Genomic DNA, 355 nt, shown 5'->3' on the forward strand with positions numbered 1-355 from the left:
CTGCGAGGTTTCGCCTCAGCAGCAACTTTGGTAGGATATCACATCCGACTCATCCTGTCAAGACTTTTCTTTCGTGACTCGACCGTCCGTCTTGAAACTCTTGCCAGTTTTCACCGTGCTGTTCGAAACAGCTTGCTTAGGATACCAGACGGTCCGACATTTGTCAACAACTTTTTTCATTTTTTCAAAAAAACTTTCAGAGGCAGACAAATGGCCGTGGGGGATATCCCGCGGCCATTTCAGCCTGTCGAGAAACCCGGTTGCGCAATTAGGCGGCAACCGGGTTTTCAGCACATATTCGGGAAAATAGAATCGAAAATAGGAAATGGGCAGAGTCATTCCATTTCCACCTTGC

The 355-nt window shown here is 47.6% G+C and carries 1 protein-coding gene; it reads right to left on the minus strand.

Annotation, left to right across the window (positions count from 1 at the left end; genetic code table 11):
• Positions 1 to 57 precede the first annotated feature (57 nt).
• Positions 58 to 355 (minus strand): hypothetical protein (locus ACTNBU_RS12780; RefSeq protein WP_441034480.1); only part of this gene is annotated, 298 nt, incomplete at its 5' end.

Origin of the sequence: Dysosmobacter sp. HCP28S3_G4, assembly GCF_052065175.1 — a bacterium.
Taxonomy (GTDB): Bacteria; Bacillota; Clostridia; order Oscillospirales; family Oscillospiraceae; genus Oscillibacter.